The organism is Shewanella sp. M-Br (assembly GCF_036245925.1).
GTDB lineage: Bacteria > Pseudomonadota > Gammaproteobacteria > Enterobacterales > Shewanellaceae > Shewanella > Shewanella oncorhynchi.
In genome coordinates, this window is sequence record NZ_BJBV01000005.1 from 180,607 (window position 1) to 202,427 (window position 21,821).

At 45.8% G+C, this 21,821-nt stretch carries 16 protein-coding genes; 4 read left to right on the plus strand and 12 right to left on the minus strand.

Annotated features, from left to right (window positions below):
* Window positions 1–167 precede the first annotated feature (167 nt).
* Window positions 168–2,186 carry an NADPH-dependent 2,4-dienoyl-CoA reductase gene (locus tag AAA952_RS05870; RefSeq protein ID WP_338255254.1) on the minus strand — a complete coding sequence of 673 codons (2,019 nt, stop codon included), beginning with the start codon at window positions 2,184–2,186 and terminating at the stop codon, window positions 168–170.
* A 165-nt stretch (window positions 2,187–2,351) separates the two neighbouring features.
* Between AAA952_RS05870 and sppA the strand changes: the two genes are divergently transcribed.
* Together sppA and ansA are read left to right on the plus strand one after the other, a co-directional pair.
* The gene (gene sppA, locus AAA952_RS05875) at window positions 2,352–4,199 is read left to right on the plus strand and encodes a signal peptide peptidase SppA (protein ID WP_338255257.1); all 1,848 of its coding nucleotides are present in this window, start codon (window positions 2,352–2,354) and stop codon (window positions 4,197–4,199) included.
* Window positions 4,200–4,336: 137 nt separating this feature from the next.
* Entirely contained in the window at window positions 4,337–5,350 is a 1,014-nt protein-coding gene (gene ansA, locus AAA952_RS05880) for an asparaginase (RefSeq protein WP_006086774.1), read from the plus strand.
* 304 nt (window positions 5,351–5,654) lie between these two features.
* On the opposite strand, the gene AAA952_RS05885 is transcribed toward ansA, so the two are convergent.
* The 11 genes from AAA952_RS05885 to AAA952_RS05935 all read right to left on the minus strand — a co-directional run bounded on the left by AAA952_RS05885 (window position 5,655) and on the right by AAA952_RS05935 (window position 19,925).
* Entirely contained in the window at window positions 5,655–5,936 is a 282-nt protein-coding gene (locus AAA952_RS05885; protein WP_338255261.1) for a YeaC family protein, read from the minus strand.
* Entirely contained in the window at window positions 5,933–6,250 is a 318-nt protein-coding gene (locus AAA952_RS05890; protein WP_028759858.1) for a hypothetical protein, read from the minus strand. Before AAA952_RS05890 ends, AAA952_RS05885 begins: the two co-directional genes overlap by 4 nt.
* Window positions 6,251–6,262: 12 nt before the next feature.
* Complete coding sequence (locus AAA952_RS05895) at window positions 6,263–7,390, minus strand: M14 family metallopeptidase (RefSeq protein ID WP_105252564.1); 1,128 nt, start codon at window positions 7,388–7,390, stop codon at window positions 6,263–6,265.
* Between the two features lie 224 nt (window positions 7,391–7,614).
* Window positions 7,615–8,295: a response regulator transcription factor gene (locus AAA952_RS05900; RefSeq protein WP_028759856.1), complete on the minus strand. Its 681-nt coding sequence runs from the start codon at window positions 8,293–8,295 to the stop codon at window positions 7,615–7,617.
* Between the two features lie 223 nt (window positions 8,296–8,518).
* Window positions 8,519–11,056: a TonB-dependent receptor plug domain-containing protein gene (locus AAA952_RS05905; protein WP_028759855.1), complete on the minus strand. Its 2,538-nt coding sequence runs from the start codon at window positions 11,054–11,056 to the stop codon at window positions 8,519–8,521.
* A gap of 744 nt (window positions 11,057–11,800) precedes the next feature.
* Window positions 11,801–12,805, minus strand: a complete 1,005-nt coding sequence (gene ruvB / locus AAA952_RS05910) for a Holliday junction branch migration DNA helicase RuvB (protein WP_028759854.1) — start codon at window positions 12,803–12,805, stop codon at window positions 11,801–11,803.
* Window positions 12,806–12,852: 47 nt separating this feature from the next.
* Window positions 12,853–13,470, minus strand: a complete 618-nt coding sequence (gene ruvA, locus AAA952_RS05915; protein WP_006081742.1) for a Holliday junction branch migration protein RuvA — start codon at window positions 13,468–13,470, stop codon at window positions 12,853–12,855.
* The gene (ruvC, locus tag AAA952_RS05920) at window positions 13,467–13,988 is read right to left on the minus strand and encodes a crossover junction endodeoxyribonuclease RuvC (protein WP_006081743.1); all 522 of its coding nucleotides are present in this window, start codon (window positions 13,986–13,988) and stop codon (window positions 13,467–13,469) included. The genes ruvA and ruvC overlap by 4 nt, the downstream gene beginning before the upstream one ends.
* A 103-nt stretch (window positions 13,989–14,091) precedes the next feature.
* Complete coding sequence (locus tag AAA952_RS05925) at window positions 14,092–14,838, minus strand: YebC/PmpR family DNA-binding transcriptional regulator (RefSeq protein ID WP_338255268.1); 747 nt, start codon at window positions 14,836–14,838, stop codon at window positions 14,092–14,094.
* A 313-nt stretch (window positions 14,839–15,151) separates the two neighbouring features.
* Complete coding sequence (gene aspS, locus AAA952_RS05930; protein WP_338255270.1) at window positions 15,152–16,930, minus strand: aspartate--tRNA ligase; 1,779 nt, start codon at window positions 16,928–16,930, stop codon at window positions 15,152–15,154.
* 184 nt (window positions 16,931–17,114) lie between these two features.
* Complete coding sequence (locus AAA952_RS05935; protein WP_338255271.1) at window positions 17,115–19,925, minus strand: transporter substrate-binding domain-containing protein; 2,811 nt, start codon at window positions 19,923–19,925, stop codon at window positions 17,115–17,117.
* Window positions 19,926–20,075: 150 nt separating this feature from the next.
* Here AAA952_RS05935 and cmoA point away from each other — a divergent pair, with 150 nt between their 5' ends.
* Complete coding sequence (cmoA, locus tag AAA952_RS05940; RefSeq protein ID WP_263202463.1) at window positions 20,076–20,807, plus strand: carboxy-S-adenosyl-L-methionine synthase CmoA; 732 nt, start codon at window positions 20,076–20,078, stop codon at window positions 20,805–20,807.
* Window positions 20,804–21,796, plus strand: a complete 993-nt coding sequence (gene cmoB, locus AAA952_RS05945) for a tRNA 5-methoxyuridine(34)/uridine 5-oxyacetic acid(34) synthase CmoB (RefSeq protein ID WP_263161339.1) — start codon at window positions 20,804–20,806, stop codon at window positions 21,794–21,796. The genes cmoA and cmoB overlap by 4 nt, the downstream gene beginning before the upstream one ends.
* The last annotated feature ends 25 nt before the right edge of the window (window positions 21,797–21,821 follow it).

A 21,821-nucleotide genomic window follows, 5' to 3' on the forward strand; every position in this document is an offset into this window, starting at 1 on the left:
TTCTCCCGTTTCTCTATTTACAATGCATTCACACAAAAAACTAAAACAAGCTAAAACAAGCTAAAACAAGCTAAAACAAGCTAAAACAAAAAAGCCTGAACACAAGTTCAGGCTTTCAGGATCTAAAATTGAATACTTAAGGTTTAAAACGTAAGGCTTATCAAATTCTATAAACGCATTGCCAGTTCAGCACCTTGGCGGATTGCACGCTTAGCATCAAGCTCTGCCGCGACATCTACGCCACCAATCAGATGCACAGGCAGGCCCGTCGCTTTCATCTCATCCACTAACGTGCGATTCGATTCTTGCCCAGCACACAAGACGACGTTATCGACGGCCAGCACTTCAGCGGTTTCACCCACGCGAATATGCAGTCCTGCATCATCAAACTTGTCGTAACTCACGCCCGTTTTCATCTTCACATCATGTTGCTTAAGCACAAGACGGTGGATCCAGCCTGTTGTTTTGCCTAAGCCTTTGCCCATCTTCGACGTTTTACGTTGCAGTAAAAACACCTTACGATGATCAGTAGTGTCGGAGTGAGGTTCAGTTAGGCCGCCCGCATGCTGGTAAGTTTTATCTATGCCCCACTGTTGTAGCCATTTATCGGGGTCCAAGGTGCTCGAGTGGCGCTCACACAAAAAGTGCGCCATATCGAATCCTATACCGCCGGCGCCAATCAAGGCCACCGTATTACCGACAGTCACTTCACCCGAGAGCACTTTTTGATAATCGACCACCCGTGGGTCGTCAAAACCGGGTAAGACTAAATCACGCGGCATAACGCCTGAGGCGATTACCACTTCATCAAACTTTTCGGTCGCCAACACACTGGCATCGAGGCGAGTGTTTAATCTCAGCTCCACCTTATGCAGCTTAATTTGGTTAATGAAATAACGAATAGTCTCGTTAAACTCTTCTTTCCCAGGGATTTTACGGGCGAGATTAAACTGACCACCCACCTCGGATTTCGCTTCAAACAAAACAACGTCATGGCCACGCATGGCGGCATAAACAGAAAACGCCATGCCCGCAGGACCTGCACCCATCACCGCAATACGCTTTTTATTTACTGTGGGTAAGAAGTTGATTTCAGTCTCATAACAGGCGCGAGGATTCACTAAGCAAGTTGCGCGCTTGAGGGAAAAGGTATGGTCAAGACATGCTTGGTTGCAGCCAATGCAGGTGTTGATAAGCTCCGGTGTGTTCGCCGCTGCCTTATTCACAAACTCAGGATCGGCAAGGAAAGGCCGCGCCATCGACACCATGTCAGCTTGACCAGAGGCGATAATCTGCTCACCAATCTCCGGGGTGTTAATGCGGTTAGTCGCAATTAAGGGAACGGAAACAGATTGTTTGAGCTTTTCCGTCACCCACGCAAAGGCGCCACGGGGCACGCTTGTCGCAATGGTCGGTACACGCGCTTCATGCCAGCCAATGCCCGTATTTAGAATGGACACACCAGCTTGCTCTAACCACTGGGCGAGCTGCACCACTTCATCCCAAGTTGAACCGTTATCCACTAGATCGAGCATAGATAAACGGAAGATAATGATGAAGTCTTTTCCGACCTTTGCCCGTATCGCGTTAACAATCTCAATCGGGAATTGCGCCCGCTTTTCAAACGCACCGCCCCATTCATCGGTGCGAGTGTTGGTGCGCGCACTGACAAACTGATTGATCAAATATCCTTCAGAGCCCATCACCTCAACACCATCGTAACCCGCTTTCTTGGCAAGGGCGGCTGAACTGGCGTAATCCTTAATGGTCGAGCGCACTTGGCGACTAGACATAGCAGACGGCGTAAAAGGTGTAATGGGTGATTTAATCTTGCTCGGTGCTTGGGAAAAAGGATGATAGCCATAACGTCCCGCATGCAAAATTTGCATACAGATCTTACCGCCAGCCTCATGCACCGCCTGCGTTACCACGCGATGCTTACCCACTTGCCAAGGAAAACTCAGCTGACAGGCATGGGGCGTAAGGCGACCACGAAGATTGGGGGAAATACCACCCGTCACAATCAAACCCACACCGCCCAGAGCGCGTTCTTTGTAGAACGCTGCCAGTTTCTCAAATCCGCCCTTTTCTTCTTCCAAACCTGTGTGCATTGAGCCCATAAGCACGCGGTTTTTGAGCTGGGTAAATCCCAGATCTAAGGGTTCTAATAAATGGGGAAACGACATTCAAACATCCTTTTAAAACAAGTGATTTAAATCAGCATACCTTGTGTCAAATCTAAGCTCAACCGTTGGATCGAGGCCATCAGTCAAAATCCTTTACAATTGTGTTTAGCCTGTAGCGCCATTTTCAGTTAGCATTGGCAGATTGGACTTATAAAGGAGTGGCAGATGTCCGCTAACCCATCGTTTTTCAAGAGAATATGTTTGTTTATTTGGCACACCCTGAACGGGACGCGTAAACTCATCCTCAATCTAATCTTTTTTGGACTCTTAGCCGCGATCATTATCTCCATTGGCAGTAGCGAAGATATCCAAGTTGAAGATAATTCGGCACTGGTGCTTAATTTAGCAGGCTCTATTGTCGATCAGAAACAACAAGTCGATCCCTTAGAAGCCGCATTCAAACAAGGCCAAAATGCCAACGCCGATGGTGAAATCCTACTCGCCGATGTGCTTTATGTCATTGACAGTGCAGCGCAAGATCAACGTATTAGCGTACTAGTGCTCGATCTGGTCGATCTTAAACGTGCTGGGATCAGCAAACTACAATCTATCGGAAATGCACTCAATCGCTTTAAAGAGAGCGGTAAAAAAGTCATCGCCATCGGCAACTACTACGAGCAAAATCAATATTTCCTCGCCAGTTTTGCCGACACCATTTACCTCAATCCCCAAGGCGGTGTCTCGCTTGATGGCCTGAGTATGTACAACCAATATTTCAAATCGGCCTTAGAAAAACTCAAAGTCAAAGCGCATATTTTCCGCGTGGGGACCTTTAAATCTGCGGTTGAACCCTACATACGTGACAATATGTCAGATGCTGCCCGGGAAGCCAGTAGTGCACTGTTAGCCGATGTATGGCAAAGCTACACACAAACGGTTGCTGGCAATCGCAATATCGAACCGAATTCTCTGGTGCCCGACGCAACCACTTATTTGGCAGAGCTCGATAAGGCCAATGGCGATTCAGCCACAATGGCAATTAACATGAAATGGGTTGATAACCTAGCGACCACAGAAGATTTTCGTAAAACCATGCTAGAAACCGTAGGAAAAGCCAGCAGTGGTGACAGTTTCAAGCAAGTCAGTTTTTATGATTACTTAACCTTAGTGACGCCATTACCCAGCTTTGTAGAGCAAGACAGTGTTGGTATTATTGTGGCAAGTGGCACAATTTTGAACGGCACTCAACCTGCGGGCCAAATTGGCGGCGAAAGCACTGCCGAACTGTTACGTAAAGCGCGTTTTGATAAACACGTTAAAGCCTTAGTACTGCGTGTCGATAGCCCTGGCGGTAGCGCCTTTGCCTCGGAGCAAATTCGTCAAGAATTACTGGCACTTAAAGAGGCGGGCAAACCTGTTGTCGTCAGCATGGGCAGTTTAGCGGCTTCAGGAGGCTACTGGATTTCGGCCAGTGCCGACTACATCTTCGCAACGCCAACCACGCTTACGGGCTCGATTGGGATCTTCGGCATGATCACCACCTTTGAAGATTCTCTGGCCAGTATAGGCGTACATACCGATGGCGTATCAACCTCTGAATGGGCAGGATTATCTATTACCCGCACACTTTCCCCCCAGATTGAAGCGATTATCCAACGTCATATTGAACGCGGCTATTCGGACTTTATCTCCCTGGTCGCCAAAGAACGTAAGATGACCATAGAACAAGTCGATAAGATTGCTCAAGGCCGTGTGTGGAGCGGTAAAAAGGCTCTTGAGCTTGGCTTAGTCGATGAACTGGGTGATTTAGATGAGGCGATTGCTAAAGCCGCTAAACTCGCGGATATGACGCTATTTGATACCCGCGTCATCGAGCAAGAGCTGACACCCGAACAAAAATTCATGCAGCAGATGTTTGCCTCAGTATCGAGCTACCTGCCCGCCTCACTAAGTCAGTCATCGATGTTAGAGCAAATGCTACAACAGTGGACTAGCAGTTTGAAAACGTTAACCTCTTTTGATGATCCAAATAACGTCTACATCTACTGTGATACTTGCAATATGATGAACTAAATCTGCTAGCGTCTAGGTTGCAGCTCGCAACTTCAAGATGATGACAAAGACAAAGCCCGGATCTCCGGGCTTTTTTATTGGGTTTATGTCAGTAAAATCGTATAATTCGGCCACTTGAAGCTAAGAAAACGACAAGAATGACTAAACGCTCCATTTATGTTGCCTATACTGGCGGCACCATCGGTATGCAAAAGACCGATAACGGCTTTGTCCCCGTCGCGGGATTCCTGACTCAGTGCGTGCAATCTATGCCTGAGTTTTACCATGAAGAAATGCCGACATTCGTCATCCACGAATACTGCCCGCTTATCGACTCTTCCAATATGGCACCAACCGATTGGCAGATGATCGCCGACGATATACAAGCCAATTACGATAAGTACGATGGCTTTGTGATCCTTCACGGCACAGATACCATGGCGTACACGGCTTCGGCACTGTCGTTTATGCTGCAAGGCTTGTCAAAACCTGTGATAGTGACGGGCTCGCAAATTCCCCTCGCCCAGCTACGCTCAGACGGCCAAACCAATTTATTAAACTCACTCTATATTGCAGCGAATTATCCGGTCGCAGAAGTGTGTTTATTCTTCAATAACAAACTCTTTAGGGGTAATCGCTCGACTAAGGCCCATGCCGACGGCTTCGATGCTTTTGCTTCGCCTAACTTCCCGCTACTGCTTGAAGCTGGGATCAAAATCAATCTGCGCGCAGGCAAGATCACCGTTGCCAACGATACCCCATTAGAAGTCGCTCATATCAGCCCACAACCTGTCGGTGTGGTGACCTTGTATCCTGGGATATCAACACAGATTTTTGAGAACATTCTGCAACAGCCAGTTAAAGCCCTCATACTGCTAACATTTGGTGTGGGTAACGCGCCGCAGGATGCCGCCTTACTCAAAACCTTAAGGCAAGCAGATGAACGTGGCATAGTGCTGGTGAATCTAACCCAATGTTTCCAAGGTAAGGTGAATATGGGTGGCTACGCCACAGGCAATGCATTAGCCAAAGCAGGCGTGATCAGTGGCGCCGATATGACCATAGAAGCGGCCTTAGCAAAACTGCATTATTTGCTATCTAAAAATTTGCAGCCAGCTGAGATAAAAGCGGCCATGTTACAAAATCTAGTCGGTGAACTGAGCATAGATTAAAGATATAGTCTTCTAATCTGTTTGTTGCCCTCAAACGCTAGCAACAAAAAAGCCCATATTTGATGGGCTTTTTTGATTTAAACTCAGACTAGATTTTAGTTCAGACTTAACAGCACTAAATGAGCGTTTATTTTAAGACTTTTGCGGACCAAGAGTTGCATTGAAGTTATTTTATATCAAATCAATGTTAGCATTGATATCACTAACAAAAGATAAAATGCTAGCTCCCCTTGCCAACCTCAGACTTACACCTAATTCCTAATAAAGCACACCTTGCAAGCCGATCTGCGCGGCCAGTCAGAAATTATAAATCCTGCGCTTTAAACTCGGCAATTGGCTCACCGCGGAATTGCTTTTTCAGCTCGGCCTTAGACAGCTCATTAATTTTACCGTCAGATGCAATAGTGAAATGCTCTGTTTGCTCAAGCTTACGCGCTTGATACAACATAACCACCTGCAGAGTCGATTCACGCTGAGTCTCACTCAACACAGTACCATCCTCCCACTTACCCAGCTCTGCAGCACTGCGAAGCCTTTCATAGACTTCAACGGGCATTTGGTCGATCACTTGATTAATATCCGTCATACACTTTTCCGCTTATGTAACACGATTCTGACTCGTGTAATGAGATAACCTACAAAACCAAACACAAAGCATATTCCGGCGATATTCGCACGCATACCTTCGGCGGGTTCCCCACCCCAAAACCAAATCACCACACCAGCAATGAACAAGGTCATAGCAACGAAACTCTGATTCATTAAGCTGCTGGACTTTTGAATATGGCTAATGCGCGATAAGGACTCATTGTCGCCATCGGTTTTTGCTTGGCAATGGGGGCATGAAGGCGCTTTGCTCGACATACGTTTACGACACACCGGACATTCAATTAATGCCATATCAGCCTCGCCCTAACGTAACTTATCAACAACGGCGAGCATGGCAATTAGCGATGCTTCACCTAAATAAATACTGCGTTCTGGTGACCAACCCACAAAAGGATCGGCCAGATTGTTATTGTCTTTAAACGGCATCTCAAGGGTATTTGATAAACACTTGAAGGTCTGGGCAACCCAATTAGACGCTACGGTCAGATTCGCTTGACCGGGCTCATCTTTATCATACCCATACTGAGTTTGAAAATCGGCACTGGCTAAGGTCAATGCTTGACTAAAGTCCGCTTGCAGCTGCGCGAGTTTATCATTATAAGCGGGGACGCCTTCACAACCCGCTAGAAACACATAAGGTAAGCCTTCATCACCATGCACATCATAAAACAGGTCAACACCCGTTTGCTGCATCTTGTTGACGACGTGATATACCTCAGGGCTTTTTTCTAAACTCGGTGTTTGCCACTCGCGGTTAAGATTAATCCCAATCGCGTTAGTGCGCAGATGGCCTCTGACACTGCCATCGGGATTCATGTTGGGCACTATATAGAAATTGGCCTTATCAAGCAGCGCCTTTGCCGTGGGACAGTCATTATCGAGTAAACGATTCACTAGGCCTTCAACTAACCATTCAGCCATCGTTTCACCCGGATGTTGTCTGGCGGTGATCCAAATATTGCGTTTAGAAGGATCGCCATTCCCTACTTTCATCAGAGTAATATCGCGGCCATCTAAGGTCAGGCCTAAATGCTCTAAATTGACATCTGGGTGTAACTGGGCGCCGCTGAGTAAATCTAAATGACGCTCATAGCTGTAGGGTGCAAAGTAAGCGATTTGAATGGCATCGCAATCTAATTCTATGCTAATGCTCAGTTTACCATCTTGATATTGAGTAGGAATACGGAACCAATGCTGGCGATCATAACTGGCTACCGCCTGATAATCTTCCCATCCTTTGGTATAAGAAGCGGTTCCCGCATTGATAATATTCAAGGTGTAATGGTTACCCACCTCACCTTCAAATCGAAAATTGAACCATTGATAAAACTCACCACCCGCATCAGGGCGGATAGCAAGTTGAATATCGTCTTTATTATCAAGATTGACGACTTGGATATTTCCGCCATCAAAGTTGGCACTGATCCGCATAATGATTCCTAATAGGTTGTTAAAACTAAGGGCAATTTAATGGCGTGCGACAGATAGCACACGGCACATTTTATTATATGGCCGATAGAATAAACCAAAACATCCCAAGGGGAAAACGAAAGCCATTAAATTCAGTCAAGACACTTGCAATCGGCCTTTAATTAACCAGTTAACACGCCTAAAATCCACAAAAAAGAGCCTTTCGCTATAAATTAATGAAGATATTAGACCATAAAACTATAACCTTGGCCTCGTACTGTATTTATCAAATTACGCGGCAAGCTGATATTGGCTAGCTTGCGGCGAGTGTTACTAATGTGCATATCCAGATTGCGGTCAAATCGGCCCAAATCTTTCTGTAGCACTGAGCGCTGCAACTCTTGCTTAGTGATGACTTGGCCTTTTCTTTCAAAAAGATATTTAAATAATTTAAACTCGGTTTGGGTCAAATCGACATAGCGGGTGCCAATAGTGATCCTATAACTCATTTCATCGAAGTTAATCACTTTAGCCGCCACAGTCGCCATTTGCGGCGAGTGAGAGTGACCAGCACAGAGACGCCGCTCTAAGGCTCGTAAGCGGACAAAAATCTCTTTTATGCTAAACGGCTTACTCAGAAAATCATCTGCCCCCAATTCATAACCAGTGATGCGATCATCTTCATTGTCACGTGCTGAAATCATCAATACTGGCGTTGAACATTCACGCGCTTTTAGCAACTCAAACCCATTCATCTGTGGCATCACTAAATCAAGCACTATGATGTCTGGAGCAAAACTTTCAATGCATGCCAGACCCTCTATGCCATTAACCGCACACTTAACCTCATGCCCTTGCGTACATAGGGCATCAGCTAACCACACGCTAAACAATGGATCATCATCGACCAAGAGTATTTTACTCATCCTTAAAGCCCAAACGAGAATCTATATCATTTATATTACCATGCGAATCGAGACGACTCTAGCGCTATTACATTCGTTAAGAAGTGTGATGTTGAAAACTGTGAACAAAATACGATATTAACAACCAATCAACGGATGATTAGCGACTCTAAAATCATCTCGTAAACTCCCAATAAAAAAGCGCCCTAAGGCGCTTTTTAGAAACTAAGAGTCTGAACTTAGCTTAGAATTTAACAGTTACACCACCGTAAATCACGCGGCCGACTGTGTCATATACTTGTGGAACTGTACCACCATCGCTACCGTTAGAAACAGTAACTGGTTTTTCATCAGTGAAATTCTTAACGCCTAAACTGACAGTCGTCATATCATTGATATGATAAGTACCAGAAATGTTATGGTACAAAATTGAGTCTACATCAGTACCTTGAGCTAGATCTGTCATTCCGCCGATATAACGATTGAAGTACATAACACTCCAATCATCTTGACCCGCTGACAAGCTAAAGTTGTTACGAACTCGGGCATAAGCACCAAAGTTACCATCAATAGTACCAGTATAGCTTTCACCATCCTGCTCGAAGTTAACTAAGTAAGTTGTGTCATTGTTTAGTTTCCAATCTAAACCAATAAGCTCAAAGCTGTAGGCTAAGTTGAAATCTACACCACTCGTGTCTTGTGTACCCACGTTAGTTAAAGCATTCGTTAAATTATCTAAATCGCCATTAGCGCCGATATTGAAAATTTCACAAGATGCTGCACCTGTTGCATCGCCATCTACTTGGAATCTATGACATGCATCTAGACCTGCTTGAGTGTCCATACGCGCAATCGCGTTATCAACTTTGAAACTCCAGTAATCCAAAGTCACAGACATACCATCAAGATAGCTTGGCGAATACACTAAACCAGCCGTATAAGACTCTGATTCTTCAGGCTTTAAATCTGGATCTGATGTACGATTTACTAAAATTTGTGGATCTTGAGCATTGCCCCATGGATCATCTAAATAATCAAACGAACCTGAGTTACCACCATACAATTCAGCAACACTTGGAGCACGGAAACCAGTAGCCGCTACACCACGAACCATTAACTCATCCGTTGCGGCATAAGTTAAGCCAATCTTCCAAGTCGTTGCTTTACCAAAAGTAGAGTAATCATCTAAACGTAGCGCAAATTCACCCGTTAATTTCTCAGTGAAAGGCACACTTACTTCTTGGAAAATAGAGATAACGTTGTAGTTACCATCTGTAGGGTCTTGTTGAGCAGCAGTACTTTCACCAGCAACAACTACAGGATCAGGATTATAAAAACCACTTTCACGACGGTATTCTGCACCAATCGCAAAACCAACGGCACCTGCTTTTAAATCAAACAATTCGCCATTTAAACCAGCAGAAAGTGTTTGTTGCTCATTACCACCATTTGCTTGCTCTGAATAACCGATTTCGTTAATCATTTGCTGTGTTAATGGGGTGCCACTAAACCATGCATTAGGATTTGCATAGATCGAATCAAGCATATCTGATGCATTGATAGAATTATCTACTGCAGTTTTAGCTTGGTTTTTACCATAGGTGTAGGTTACATCCCAATTCATACCAGTATGAACATCTAAGGTGCCCGCTAAACCACCTGATAAACGCCAAGTATCAGTATCCTGAGTATAAATACGAGGACCTACATCGTTAGTCCGGCGACGATAGTTAACTAAACCCTTATCATCGGCTTTAATACCTGCTGCGATCATGCCGCTATCAAGCGTTACACATGGAGCTCCGGCTGGAACGCCCGCCGCGCCGCAAACATTTAGCATAAGATCAGCGGGTTGAGCAGCCATTTGCTGGTTAGAACGACGGTTGGTATAAATAGCATCTGCAGTTAACACAACATCATTACCTAACTCTTGAGTCATGTTAGCAAATAAACTACGACGTTCACTTGGTGTTTGATAGTAACTATCTTGGGTAAAATCATAACCGTATGAACGGTCTACCCAGTTGCCATTGGCATCTTTAATCTTGCCGCCTAAAGTACCTTCAGGGATAAATGAACTTGCACCAGGTTCAGTCCAATCACGGTCACCTTGGATCACGCCACGACGGTCAGAAAAAGCAGCACCAAAGGTGTAATTACCACCATCGGTATTGAAACCGTATAGTGCACTTACGTCGCCATTTTTACCGTCACCCTTGTCAGTGCCACTACCGTTAAAATCGAGCTGGAAACCTTCAAAGTCTTTCTTAGTGATAATATTCACTACACCAGCAATCGCATCAGAACCGTAAACCGCTGATGCGCCGTCTTTCAGAATTTCAACACGTGCAATCATAGCGACTGGAATAGAGTTCAAATCCACAGAGCTGTTAGCACCGGAACCAGAGTTCACCATGCGGCGACCGTTTAATAACACAAGCGTACGTTGTGAACCCATGCCACGTAAATCAACTTGTGCAACACCGTCTGCACCGTTGTTTGTTGTTGAACCAATTGCCGCACCCGCCATCGAAGTCTGTACTTGCAGCATTTGGTCAACAGAAGTAAAACCTTCCGCTTTAATCGCAGCAGCATCAATAACGGTCACAGGAGATGCTGTTTCCATATCTTGGCGTTGAATGCGTGAACCTGTCACTTCAATACGTTCAACTTTTGCTTTTTCTTCAGCAGCAAATGCGCTTGACGTAACAAATGCACCAGTAGTGATAGATGCAACGATAGCTAAGTTAATAGCTGACGCTACTTTAGTTCTTTTGATCATGTATGAATGCTCCCTAGATCTTACTATTATTTTTATGCTTACAGCTTGTACAGCTATTGCTGTACTAGTGTTGCACCTGATACTGAGGATTCACTTTAACTCCGTCAATGCTCAAAATTTTAACCAATAAAACCATATTGTTAATTATTGTGATTTATTTGGTTAATTAATTTGAATGTTATTTTTCAACACCCTTATTAACCACACTTACGCAGAGTTAATCACCACCAGATTGATATTGAGCAGACTTTAAGACTGTTAACGGGAAACATAAGCGCAACATTTTGCACATTAAAAAATGTGATGCGGATCACACTTTTAAATCATTATTAAAGTTATCTAGAAGAACAGTGTATTGATTAACTATTGTTAAATCTGCATATCTAGCAATATCCACAGATAGCCAAAGCGCTAAAATACCGATAAACATAGATAAATTGCATTAAAACAGAGATACACTATGTATCAATTGTGCTAATTATGCATTTTAACAACGTCTAAAATTATGGTTTAACAATTAAGGTACAAATAATTCTGCACGCCTTTGAAATGACTATTTGTTACTGATCTTGCATATTAATTTTAAATATAAGTATTAGCTTCCAATCCCTCTAAACACTCCCTATTTCTTATTCTTAAATAAATGACTTACATCTCATACGGACCACATTCAAGGAAAAATTTTCTTTATAAAAAAGCGACCACTTAGGTCGCCTCTTAGAGTCTGTATCATCAAACTGATGATTACTCGGGTTTGATCAACTCAAAATGTTGATATGCCCGTGCGGTTGCAATACGGCCGCGGGGCGTGCGTTGGATAAAGCCTTGCTGGATCAAAAAGGGTTCTAGCACATCTTCAATAGTTTCGCGTTCTTCGCCTATGGCTGCTGCTAAGTTATCGAGTCCAACTGGGCCACCCATAAACTTATCGATAATGGCGAGTAGTAACTTGCGGTCCATGTAATCGAAACCTTCATTATCGACATCCAGCAAGTCTAGTGCATGGTCGGCAACAAACTTAGTGACAGCGCCATCATGCTTCACCTGCGCGTAATCCCGCACGCGGCGAAGCAGTCGGTTAGCTATCCGCGGTGTACCACGTGAACGGCGTGCGATTTCAAATGCACCTTCAGCATCAATATCCAGTTCCATCACCTGCGCCGAACGCGTGACTATGGTGCTTAAATCTTTGATATTATAGAATTCAAGCCGTAGCGGGATCCCAAAACGCGCCCGAAGTGGTGAAGTCAAAGCCCCTGCCCGTGTTGTCGCCCCCACTAGAGTGAACGGCGGTAAATCAAGCTTGATAGAGCGCGCTGCCGGCCCTTCACCTATCATAATATCCAGCTGATAATCTTCCATCGCCGGATACAAAATCTCCTCCACCACAGGGCTTAATCGGTGGATTTCATCGATGAATAACACATCACCGGATTCGAGATTGGTTAAAAGTGCGGCGAGATCGCCCGCTTTTTCCAGCACAGGCCCCGAAGTGGATTTAATGTTCACCCCCATCTCGTTCGCCACAATCATGGCTAAGGTGGTTTTACCCAATCCCGGCGGACCGTAAATCAACATATGATCTAAGGCTTCATTACGATTCTTTGCCGCTTGAATAAACACCTTAAGCTGTGCCCGAGTGTCATCTTGACCCGTGTATTCATCGAGCATTTTAGGGCGCATCGCCCTATCGATGGATTCATCTTGAGCTTGGATCTGCGGCTGGATGAGTCTGTCTGCCTCAATCATTATTATTCCTTATCGCAGCTTTCATCTTAATTATCATCATTGTTCAATTAAAGCATCGATTTAAGGGCGGCTTTGATCAGGGTTTCTGAATCCATGCCCTCTTTGTAGGCTGCAGAAACCGATTTGCTCGCCTGCGGTGGTTTATAACCCAGTGAAATTAAAGCTGAAATAGCATCTTCTTCGGCGCTATTGACTGTCGGCGCGGGTGAGTAATTGGATTGCAGCACGAACTCACGCTCAGAGCCTGCTGAGGCTTCCATCAAACTCTTGAGCTTATCGCGCATTTCTACCAGTAACCGCTCGGCGGTCTTCTTACCCACTCCCGGTAATTTCACTAAGGTCACTATGTCATCGCGCTCAACGCAGCCCACAAATTCTCCGGCTGTCATGCCTGATAAAATGGTCAGTGCGAGCTTGGGACCGACACCATTGGTCTTGATCAGTAAGCGAAATAACGCCCTTTCCTGCTTAGTGATAAAACCATAGAGTAGCTGTGCATCTTCACGTACCACAAAGTGGGTGTAGACCATAGTTTCATGATTAACTTCAGGCAGCTCATAAAAGCTAGTAAGTGGCATCTGCAACTCGTAACCGACACCGTTAACATCGATCAAAATTTCTGGTGCTTGTTTCTCAACGAGCACGCCCCGTAAACGACCTATCATCTGTACCGTCCGTATGTTCTTGCCGTTGCCCGGCCACTCAATGCAATTAAACTCTGGCTGGTGTGATAATGACACACAGCAACTCCGAGTGCATCTGCGGCGTCAGCTTGTGGGGCTGCGGGTAATTTAAGTAGTTGTTGGATCATGTGTTGTACTTGGGCTTTCTGTGCTCGCCCCGTACCAACGACTGCGCTTTTAATTTGAGTCGCACTATATTCAGCCACAGGTAAATTGGCGACGGTGGCGGCGACAATCGCCGCGCCACGTGCTTGACCAAGCTTGAGTGCAGAATCGGCATTTTTTGCCATAAATACGCGCTCAATCGCAAATTCGTCCGGTTGATACTGACGAATAATCTCAGTGATCCCATCAAATATTTGCTTGAGCCTGCCAGGCAGCTCTTCTGACGAAGTGCGAATACAGCCACTGCCGAGGTAAATCTGATGCCGTCCCTGACATTGGATCACGCCGTAGCCTGTGATCCGTGAACCTGGGTCAACACCTAAAATAATTGCCATTCAATACCTTATAGGGGATCTACATTTGCGTCCCTGTTCCTACGTTAGCGTTTGCGGGCTGAAATGGGCATCAATTGACGCCCTAATTCAGCTCACAGTCAATCTAGCCTAGGCTTGCCATCACATCATCGGAGATTTCCGCATTATGATACACCTCTTGCACATCATCGTGATCTTCAAGGGTATCGATAAGGCGCATAAATTTTTCGGCGGTTTCTAGATCAAGCTCAGCTTTCGTCGAGGCTACCATCGCGATTTCGGCATTATCCGCCACAAAATGGGCGTTATCGAGCAGCTCTTTCACCGTATAGAAATCAACAGGATCGGTAAACACATCCACTGCGCCATCATCATAGCTGACAATATCTTCCGCGCCCGCTTCAAGCGCCGCTTCCATCAATGCATCTTCATCGGTTCCCGGCGCATAGGATAACACTCCACGCTTAGTGAACAGGTAAGAAACCGAACCATCCGTACCTAAGTTACCGCCCGATTTACTAAACGCATTACGTACACCACTCACAGTACGATTACGATTGTCCGTCATGGTTTCAACCATCACAGCGGTGCCGCCTGGGCCATAACCTTCATAGAGAATGGTTTCGAGTTGCTGGCCTTCTAATTCACCGGCGCCACGTTTAATCGCACGCTCAACCGTGTCTCGGGTCATATTACCACCGAGGGCTTTATCGATGGCGACACGTAATCGTGGATTAGAGTCGGGATCTGAGCCACCTTCACGGGCTGCAACGGTTAACTCGCGAATGAATTTAGTAAAGAGTTTACCGCGTTTAGCATCTTGAGCCGCTTTACGGTGCTTAATGTTGGCCCATTTACTGTGACCTGCCATGGGAAGTCTCCTCTACTTAGGTATCATCTAGGTGCCATCGCAAAGCTTATCAAGAGCCGAAGGTGGAATAAGACTAAATAACGGCTATTTACTTAAAGGATTGAACTAACAGATATTGATAAGCGGTGGAATGACGGTTCACTAAAACAAACCGAGGCTCATGCCTCGGTTTTCGGTACGACTAAAAATAACTGACAAGGGTTAACCCAAATCGACTTACACAAAAATGAGTTACACTAAAACGATTTACATAATGTCGATTTGAATAAGGTCGATTTACAAAAGTCGCCTTACAAAGCCCTCTTACAAAAGATCAGTCTTCCGCTTTAACAGCTTTCTCAACCACGGCAATACCAAGTTCAGCTAATTGCTGCGGATTGGCAAAACCAGGCGCGTTAGTCAGCGGACAAGCGGCAGTGGTGGTTTTCGGGAACGCCATCACATCACGGATTGAGCTTGCGCCCGTCATCAGCATGATGATGCGGTCTAAACCAAACGCTAAACCAGCATGTGGCGGTGTGCCGTAACGCAACGCTTCTAACAGGAAGCCGAATTTCTCTTTAGCTTCATCGTCAGTAATACCCAGAATACGGAATACCGCAGACTGCATTTCTTGGTTGTGGATACGCACTGAACCACCGCCTAATTCGCAGCCGTTTAATACCATATCGTAAGCATCAGAAACGCGATTTGCTGGGTTAGCTTCAAGTTCAGCTGCCGTTACGCCGCGCGGTGCGGTGAACGGATGGTGAACCGCGTGGAAGTTGCCGTTGATTTTCTCAAACATTGGGAAGTCAACTACCCACAGTGGACGCCATTCACCTTGCAATAAGCTGAAATCTTCGCCCGCTTTAAGACGCAGTGCGCCCATAGATTCGGCAACCACAGTCGCCTGATCTGCACCAAACAGGATAATGTCACCAGTTTGCGCTGCCGTGCGGCTCACGATTTCATTGACTATGCTTTCGTTTAAGAATTTCAGCACAGGTGATTGAATGCCTTCTAAGCCAAGGCTTAGGTCATTAATCTTCATCCACGCTAAGCCTTTAGCGCCATAGATGCCAACAAACTTAGTGTAATCATCGATTTGCTTACGAGACAGTGCAGCGCCGCCCGGAATACGCAGTGCAGCAACACGACCTTCTTCATCGTTCGCAGGACCAGAGAATACCGCAAATTCCACTTCTTTGAGTAAATCGGCAATGTCCACCAGCTCTAATGGGTTACGTAAATCTGGCTTATCTGAACCAAAACGACGCATCGCTTCGTTGTAGGTCATGCGCGGGAACTCGCCGAGATCGACGTTCAGCATTTCAAGGAACAGACCACGCATCATCTCTTCGGTTTTCGCCATCACTTGCTCAGAGCTCATGAAAGACGTTTCGATATCGATTTGGGTGAATTCTGGCTGACGGTCGGCACGTAAGTCTTCATCACGGAAGCATTTTACGATTTGGTAGTAACGATCAAAGCCTGACATCATCAGTAACTGTTTAAACAGCTGTGGCGATTGTGGCAAGGCAAAGAACTGACCTTTATAAGTACGGCTTGGTACTAAATAATCGCGGGCACCTTCTGGGGTTGCCTTGGTCAGGATCGGTGTTTCTATGTCTAAGAAACCGTTTGAATCGAGGAAACGACGCACAGAACTGGTCACTTTAGCGCGGAAAATTAATCGCTGCGCCATTTCTGGACGACGTAAATCTAAGTAACGATACTTAAGACGTTGCTCTTCGCTGTTGTTCTGGTAGTTATCCATGCTCAATGGCAGTGGATCGGCAGCATTGATAATCGTCAAGGCTTGACCTAAGACTTCAATCTCACCCGTCTTCATTTGACCATTGACTTGGCTATCAGGACGGGCACGAACTAAGCCTTTGACCTGAACGCAAAATTCGGCGCGCAGCGTGCTAGCGACATTGAACACCTCAGGTAAGTCTGGATCATAGACCACTTGGATGAGACCTTCTCTGTCTCTTAAATCTAAAAAGACAACGCCACCCAAATCACGGCTACGATTAACCCAACCTACCAAGGTAACTTCTTGTCCAACGTGAGACTTATTGACGTCTCCACAATAATGACTGCGCATCTAACTCTATCCTTTATCCGGAAACCGGTGCTTTGGAAATAATCAAAACGAGATAAAAGCGGCATTATAGTAAAATAATGCCGATTACCAAAGTACTTCACACTTAGGCGGTGAAGTATCAAACAGTTTTACGCCCTTGACTAGAGGCGAACGCACTATCTGAGCATGAGCGTTCAAAAAAACATCAAGCTGAGCGATAACAACGCCCGCCGCTACTTTTTGCTTGATACATCAGCTGATCGGCTTTTTTCAACAAACCTATCGCTGTGTCACCATCGCGGGGGTAAATCACCACGCCGATACTAACGGCAATGCTGACACTGACGCCTTGAATAAGCAAAGGGCTCGACAGTGCCTGTAGAATATTATCAGCAACTTGGGTTGCAGCATCGAGATCTTGCACACGATTTAGCAGGATAACAAACTCATCGCCGCCAAATCGCGCAACGGTATCTGAGCCACGGATAACCTTGGTTAACTTTTGGGCGACCAGTACCAGTAATTCATCGCCAATGGGATGACCATGTTGATCATTGATTTGTTTAAAACCATCGAGATCAATGAATAACAAAGCGAAATGTGCCTGTTCTCTGCGATGAGATAGCAAAGCTTGGGTTAGTCTGTCATCAAGTAAGGCACGATTGGGCAACTGAGTTAAAGCATCATGATTAGCCACATGCAACAAACGTTTTTCTGCCACCAATCGCTGGGTGATCTCACGATTTAAGCGACGATTCACTAATAACACCGCCACCATCACTAAGCACAAGATTATCACGCCAAACACGATATAACGCAGCCATTGCAGATATTTAGCACTCTCTGTCGCCACAGAAAATGACACCCAGCGCGTATATATTTTTTGCTGATGTTGAGCGTCAATCAAGGCTAAGGCTTTGTTAATCAGCGGCACCAGCGGCGCAAATTGAGGATAAACACCAATATGACTATGCTGATCGGCGAGATCACTGAGCAGCGACATTTTCAGTGTCGGATAGTGGCTGGTTTTAAGCTCAGAAGCTAAAGTCACCACTTTATCGATAAACACATCCGCATTGCCATTCGTCACGGCCGCTAATCCGGCCTGCGTATTTGGCACTATGACTAACTTGAGCGAAGGCTCCAGACTCATCAATTGCGCCACTAAATGATATCCCTCAACCACAGCCACCCTTTGACCTGCGAGCTGAGCAATATTAAAAACCGAGACTTGTTCCAGTTGCGACACTAAGGCCCACGGCGATGGCCAATAGGCTTCACTAAACGCTAAACGCTGCTGGCGCTCCGCCGTTTGCGCGACACTGCCGGCTAAACTCACCTCGCCCTTTTGCAACGCCTCGATTAACGAATGCCAATCATCAAAGGCAACGGGCGTGAGCTTAAGTTTGAGTTGTTCCTTGAGCAATTTGACGATATCGCTATTGATCCCCGCAAACTCACCCTGCTCATCCATAAACTCCATCGGTGGCCATTGCTTTAAATAACCGACTTTGAGTTCGCCTACACTTTCCACATAGGCCTGTTCTGCGGGGCTTAGGCTGACATGGCGCTCAGCTTGGGTAAAAACATGATCTTTAGGATTGAGCATCCATTTATGTTCAATCTCAGCAAATTCTTGATTGCTAATACTGTTAAACCCATTGGCTATCCTCTGTGTAAGGCCAGCATCATCGCTACGGGTCAGCACATAAATGTTGGTGCTAAATTCGAGATCAGGATACTGGCTAAAGTCAGACCAGCCTTTATTGAGCAGTAAATAATGGGATGTCCATGCACCCGCGGCGATAAAACCGACAACTTCTCCAGACCTCGCCCCCGCCACCATGGCATCCATACTGTCGTAATAACGCAGTGACACTTGGGGTAATGCTTTACGCAACTCCACCAAATAAGGCGCTGTCGGCACCACACCAATACGTTTACCTTTTAAGCTGTCTAAATCGGTTAACTGTTGCTGATAGAGAAAGAGTCGACTCTTCACCGTATATAAATGCCAAGCCTGAGTAAGGCCCGTTTTAACATCATCACTTTCAGGATAACCTATGTGGGCATCGGCGAGACCACGACGAACATCGTCCACGCTGGAGTTCATATCACCAGAAATAAAATCAACGGCAATACCCGTTTTCTCAGACCAAAGCTGCCACATGTCCACATACAAACCATGGGGTAAACCATCAACCCCTAAGTCCACAAAAGGCTCGGCGCCCAGTTGCATCGAAATAACAATCCCAGCTTGTTGACGTTGATAGCCAAGCCAACGTCGCTCCGTTTGCTGAATAAAGTGCGCATCGAGCACAGTGAAACCTTTATTGATTTTATCAACTAATGCAAGATTGCCCTTTTGAACTGCGGGTACAAACTGCATCGCCTTAATTTGAAGGCGTGCAGTATTCGGAAAGTTTGCGGCAATCTCTTGGGATGAGTCGGGATCTTTCAAATAGCCTTCTAACCCCGCAAAGACTACGATCTCGCCCGCGGCGACCCCTGCCAATAATTTCTCACGACTTTCGTAGCGTTTAAACACAAGCTGCGGTTCGATACGGTGTAATTCCGCTTCATGGGATGAAGCCGCTACCACACCAATTTGAAAGGGGATCAGTTCTTTGATGGATTTTTTGCCCTGCAGGGATTTATGCAAATACAAAAAAGTACCGACATCGGCGATGGGCACAGCAAAGTCGAACTCTTGCTCTCGCTCTGGGGTTTTCCCCATGCCGATATGCACTTGCGCCTTACCTTGCCGCAGTTGTTCAAGGGACTCATGCCAGTGGCGCGCCACAAAAACGACTTGGGTATGGCTTTGTTTAGCCCACTCTTTCCATAAATCAACCAGTAATCCAGTCGGCTCGCCATCGTTGTCGACATATTGATAGGGAAAGCTATCCTCACCCATAACGATGATTAATGGCTCAGAGGACAACGGACTTGCCTGCCCCGTTATGCTCAAAAAACAGCTGCACAAGATCACAATTAAGTGGATCACAAACTTCAAGTTGAGCCCTTAGTACTTGATGTACATGTAACGATTTTGTTATCTATTAAGTATTAGACAAAAATTTATCGCAAATTACTAGCATGAGACTTGCTGCTAATCGCTCTGATTCGTTAAAATGCACAGTTGAATTCCCATGAAAAATCTCAGATGAACGTTTCTCAAGACACTATCTACGCTCAAGCGAGCGAGCATATTAGCGATTTCCAGTTTGATAACCGTGTAGCAGGCGTATTCAGTGACATGATCCGCCGCTCAGTGCCTGGATATGCGCAAATTATCAATACCATAGGCGATTTTGCAGATCGTTTCGTCATGCCAAATACTCAAATTTACGATTTGGGTTGCTCACTCGGGGCTGCGACCTTAAGTATTCGTCGCCAAATCCAAGGCCGCCAATGTCGCATTATTGCTATAGATAACAGTGAATCTATGGTCGCACGCTGCCAAGAGAACCTGAATGCCTATGTCAGCGATACGGATGTCGATCTGGTTTGCGGTGATATTCGCGATATCGATATTCAAAATGCGTCATTGGTGGTACTCAACTTTACCTTGCAATTTTTACCGCCAGAAGACAGAGAAACCCTGATAGCGAAGATTTATCAAGGTCTGAATCCCGGCGGGATGTTAGTACTATCAGAAAAAATTCGCTTCGAAGATGCCCCGATCCAAACCCTATTGGAAGAGCAACATTTAGACTTTAAACGCGCTAATGGCTACAGCGAACTCGAGATCAGCCAAAAACGCAGTGCGCTGGAAAATGTCATGAAGCCCGACACCTTAGCCACGCATCAACAACGACTCACCAGCCAAGGCTTTAGTCACTTTAGTCTCTGGTTCCAATGCTTTAACTTTGCTTCTATGGTGGCCATCAAGTGATCAGCTTTAGCTCGTTTTACCAACAAATCGCCGATTCGAATCTACAGCACTGGCTCGAAACCCTGCCGAGCATTTTAGGCAAGTGGCAACGAGATCATAAACACGGCAACTTGCCAAAGTGGGAAAAAGTGCTCAACAAGCTGCACTATCCTGCTCCCGACCAAGTGGATTTTGTCGATAGCGTGACCGTCGGTAGTGGCGAGCAACTCAGCCCAGGCGAAAAAGAGAAGCTTGAAAACCTACTGCGTCTGTTTATGCCATGGCGTAAAGGCCCCTTCCACATTCACGGTATCCATATCGATACCGAATGGCGCAGTGACTGGAAATGGGATCGCGTTAAGCAACATATTTCGCCGCTGAAAAACCGCACTGTGCTCGATGTCGGTTGCGGCAGTGGTTATCACATGTGGCGCATGTTGGGTTCTGGCGCCAAACGTGTCGTCGGTATCGACCCTTCACCGTTGTTTTTATGTCAGTTTGAAGCGGTAAAACGCTTAGCTGGTACACATCATCCCGTGCACTTGTTGCCCCTTGGCATTGAAGAGTTGCCACCGCTCGATGCATTCGACACCGTTTTTTCCATGGGCGTTTTGTATCACAGACGCTCTCCTATCGATCACTTGCTACAACTGCGTGATCAGTTGCGCACCGGTGGTGAGCTAGTGTTAGAAACGTTAGTGATAGATGGCGACGAAAACGCCGTACTCGTGCCTCAGGATAGATATGGCAAAATGAATAATGTATGGTTCATTCCGTCAGTTGCCGCGCTCATGCTCTGGTTAAAGAAGTGTGATTTTACCGACATACGTTGTGTCGATACCGATGTCACCGCCCTTGCTGAGCAACGCCGTACCGACTGGATGCCCAACGAGTCACTGGTTGAATACTTAGATCCTAACGATATCACCAAAACAGTTGAAGGTTATCCTGCGCCCAAACGTGCCACGATTATCGCAGTGAAAAATCAACCTAATCAGGATTTAAACTAACCTTTTCAGTCTGAAGTAAGCGAAT